2 protein-coding genes are annotated in these 4544 nt (G+C 36.6%); one reads left to right on the top strand and one right to left on the bottom strand.

Features of this window, described 5'->3' with window-relative positions; genetic code table 11:
* The first annotated feature begins 412 nt into the window (after positions 1-412).
* Entirely contained in the window at positions 413-3346 is a 2934-nt protein-coding gene (locus U9P79_02070) for a M1 family aminopeptidase (GenBank protein ID MEA2103414.1), read from the top strand.
* Between the two features lie 212 nt (positions 3347-3558).
* Here the strand turns inward: U9P79_02070 and U9P79_02065 are convergent, their stop codons facing one another.
* A complete protein-coding gene (locus U9P79_02065) occupies positions 3559-4284 on the bottom strand; it encodes a hypothetical protein (protein MEA2103413.1) in 726 nt (241 codons plus the stop codon).
* Positions 4285-4544: the final 260 nt, after the last annotated feature.

Raw genomic sequence — 4544 nt, 5'->3', positions numbered from 1 at the left:
CTTTTCGAGAAGTAACGGACCATTCCGTGACGAATTGAAAAAATTATCTATTAAGTTAAGTAGCGTTATAATTGTAAGTTGGAAAAACTTAAGTCAATCCCCCAGCTGGCGGATTAACTCAAGATTTTCCTAAAACGAGTAGAAAGTATTTTTAATTCCCTAATTTTGATTGCTTGATCTTTTATTACAATTTGAAAATAACCTGAAAGGAGCAAGATAATGAAAGATTACATAAAATTTAGATTTTCAATTATTTTTATTATTATCGGAGCAGTTATATTGTTCGTTTCAATAATTGCAAACTCATTTTCTTGGTACACTTTGATTTCATTATTATTTACAGCTTTTATTTTATTCATTTTAAGAAGGACATAAATAAATATTGAACCATTTACTATTAAGGAGCAAAATAATGAAAAAAATATTAGTAATTTCGATTTTTATGATTCTCATTTCCACTTTATCTTATGCAGAAATCCCCAGAGATTTGTTTCACAAAACAAATAGTCCGGCAGGATTTTTTAGGATGAATTCACGTGCAGATTCTCTTCACTCTTACGATGCACTTTCCTATGAAATCAATCTGCAAATTTTTCCTTCCGACCATTCCATTTGCGGAAATGTTCTCGCAAAAATTCAATCCAAAGAAAATAATTTGACTGAAGTCTCTTATGAATTGGAACAGTTGAACGTTGATTCGGTTTTCGTCAACGGAACTCTCGCGGATTTTACTTATGACGATCACATCGTTACTATTGAACTGGATCAAGGTTATAATCTTGATGATACGCTCTCCACCCGTGTTTATTATCAGGGATTCCCAACCCAAAGCAATGACGTTTATAATACGGGAATTTACTGGCAAAATCACATATTTACTTATTCCGACCCGAATGGAGCACGCTATTGGTGGGCCGGTTACGATCATCCCTGGGATAAAGCTTTTACAAAATTAAATCTTCGTGTACCGGAAGATATGCTCGTGGCAGCAAACGGAATCCTCGTTGATGAAATCGTTCACGGTGATGGTACAAAAACATTTTTCTGGAATAATACCGACAAAATCGCAACATATTTGGTTTCATTCTCTACCGGGAACTATGAAACTTTTGAACAAACTTATGAAGATCTGCCACTTATAAATTATGTTTACCCTTACCATCTCAGTTCGGCTCAGAATGATTTTGCCTGCGTTCCCACCGCCTTGGGAGTTTATGAAAACCATTTCGGCGAATATCCTTTTCAAAAATACGGTATGGCAGAATGCGGTATCTTTGGAGGATTAGGTGGGATGGAGCATCAGACAATGACTTCGATCGGGAGCGGCTTAATAACCGGAACCGGCACTTACGAGCTGATATTTGTTCATGAATTGGGGCATCAATGGTTTGGTGATTGTCTTACCCCGCTTACTTGGAAAGATGTGTGGCTCTCCGAAGGTTTTGCCACATATTCCGAGGCTCTGTATGTGGAAGCCACACAGGGATTTGAAGCGATGTGCAATTATGTTTATTCCTCTTATCACACCTATTACTTAAACTGGGCAGGCTCAAATAATTATACAATTTACGATCCGCCTTACAGCTCATATTTCACACCGGCAACTTATGAAAAACCCGCATCCGTTTTGCACATGCTACGGCTAATGGTGGGTAATGAAACTTTTTTTGAGATTCTCCAAACCTATGTGGATGAATTTAAATACGGTTGCGTGATTACCCCTGATTTCGTGGAAGTTTGTGAATCCGTGAGCGGAATGGAACTCGAAGAATATTTTGAAGGATGGATCTATGGAAGCGGGATTCCAAATTTTGAATACTACTTTTTGAAAACCGAAATTGATAATGAGCCCGGATTGATCTTTCTCGGTCGTTCGCAATGCTCCACTCAAACTTCTTTCACAATGCAAATCCCATTGTTTGTAGAAATTGATGAGCAGGTAGATTCCGTTCTGATTGATGTAGAGAATGAATTCGTTCAGACTGATTGTAGCTATCTTGTGCAAAATTTTCCCGGTGAAATTAGCGTGGAATATGATCCGCACAATTGGATTTTAGATCGGGGGCACTCGGAAAAAAGACCAGCTCTAAATGGTGCTTATCCCGGGGATGGGCAGGTTATTTTGTTTTGGGAAGAATTTGATGAAAATTCACTATTTGACGATTGGGATTACAAAATTTATCGGAAAACAGAATCTCAGAATGAATACGAGGAAATTATGCAAGTTCAGAATGCAACGAGCTGCCTTGATGAAACAGCAGAAAACGGGGAAAGTTATGATTATGTGATCAGTGCCTACCATTTTGAAGCACCGGGCAACTTGTGGGAAACAGGTTTTTCAAATTCTATTAACGCCTCCCCGATTCCATTTCCTATGGAAGATGGCATTCTGCTCGTGGATGAAACCAGAGATGGCAACGGCACACCGGCTAATCCTGACGATGCAACGGTGGATAGTTTTTATACTTATGTTTTACAGGGATATGAGGTTACCGAATTTGATTACGTTTCACAGAGTCCGCTTGATTTGGAAACCTTATCACATTATTCCACCATTATCTGGATAGACGATGATGCATCGCAGAATTATATTGGTGATGAAATTAATAAGCTATGTTCCGTAATTTTAAGCGGCGGGCACGTGCATATTTCAGGCTGGAAAACAGTTGATTATATTCCCGATTCCTTCTTGAATGATTTTGCTCATTGCGGTTCTGCTCAACTTATTCCCGAATTGGATTTCCTCGGTGGCATTCCCGAAGATGATTATCCTTATATTGATGTGAACGGAGATATTATTCCGCAGTTAGGCGACAAATGGATGTATGTCGGTTCATTTAGCGATGCGGAAAATGTCCTCTATCGTTATGATTCAGACTCAGGAGCTCACGCGGATATTCCCGTTGGGGTTGTGAATGATATGGATGACAAAAATACTGCGGTTCTCGGCTTTCCTCTTTATTTCATGAACGGGGAAGATGTAACGGAATATTTCGAGCATTTGCTCACAGATTTTGGCGAAGAATCTGGTGTTGGTGGGCAATATAATCACCCTGTAACCGTACTGCACCAAAATTTCCCCAATCCGTTTTCCTCGACAACCAAAATCGAATTTAATCTTAAGCAGGATTTGAACAACGTCTCTCTAAAAATATTCAATTTGAAGGGACAGCTCGTGAAGGAATGCACTATCCAAAATGATGATAATGGAACAAAACTAAAGAATAATTATACTATTTGGGATGGGAAAAACAAATTTGGTAAAATGGTAAGTAGCGGAATTTATCTGTATAAATTGGAAACCGACAATTCTTTCCAAACAAGGAAGATGCTTTTGGTGAGATAGAAGCGCTGTATTCGAGTAATTTCAAAGCAACTTACGAATTGTTGTAAACCTCAATCCGTAAAGTAGCCTTTTCGAGACGTCACGGACCACTCCGTGACGAATTAAAAAAGTTATCTATTAAGTTAGTTTACGTTATGTTTGTGAGTTACGAAAACTTGAGTCAAGTTCAAAAAAACGGAAATCAACTCAATATTTCCCTTTACGGGCAGACTCTAATTATTGAATTTATCTACTATTTCGGAAAGATTATCAATTGTATTAATATATTCCTCAAAGAACTCAACCATATTATCCCCTTTCAAATCAAATTTTTTAGTTTTATAAGAAAGTGCTTGGTAAATTCTTGTTAAATCAGTTAATAATAATGTTTCGCTCTGGTCAATTAAATCAATTTTTCTAGTGGGAATTTGTTCATCTTTTAAAACAAGAATTGCTTTTAAAACAGGGATGATGCTGGAAACCGAGTTTTTTACAATGTTTGCAATTAAATTTCTGTTGCCGATATTTTCGATAAATGCCAACCTTAGAATAAGTAATTTGCCTTTCAGTTCACGCTCCGCTTGTAAACGCAAATATTCATTTTGGATAGTCAATTTTTCAAAATAATCTTCCCCGAGGATAGTTTTGTGGTTTGACTTTATATCCAAAAACTCAATGGGAAATGTATCAAGTGAACTATCAATATATTCTTTTGACAGAAATAAAGGAGAGGCAACTCGTTTTTTATTTAATTTTGCCACCACATTCTTTGCCGGAATAAGATTTTTCAATTTCAAATCTTTCAGGATTATGGCAGCATTTATATTTGATGTCTGCGAATTAAAATCATCCGTTATTGCACTACCATAAATAGAAACGGATAAAATATGGTCATTAAAAACTTCCTTATAAGATTTGACGATTTCGTTGAATAATTCTTTTCGATCTTTAATTTTCATAATATTTTCCTTTGTTTTATTGGACACTGCTACGCCTTTACAAAGTATTTCAAAGCCTTATACAAATTCAGGCGGGAAGTGTTTGGTTAACATAATTTTCTTGATTTATTTTGTTGTCATTTTCTTTGTCAATTTTTACCACTAGAAAATTAGACAGATTACCCATTAACCTATATTTCGCATTTTACAAAATTCGCACGGCTATTACGTGAGTTACGGATTTAGCCACTACACCAACTATGCTACGAGATTAAATAGTG

It is taken from the genome of Candidatus Cloacimonadota bacterium (assembly GCA_034661015.1).
Lineage (GTDB): Bacteria > Cloacimonadota > Cloacimonadia > JGIOTU-2 > JGIOTU-2 > JAYEKN01.
The sequence above is the reverse complement of the archived record's forward strand: the minus strand, read 5'-3'. Positions and strand labels throughout refer to the sequence as shown.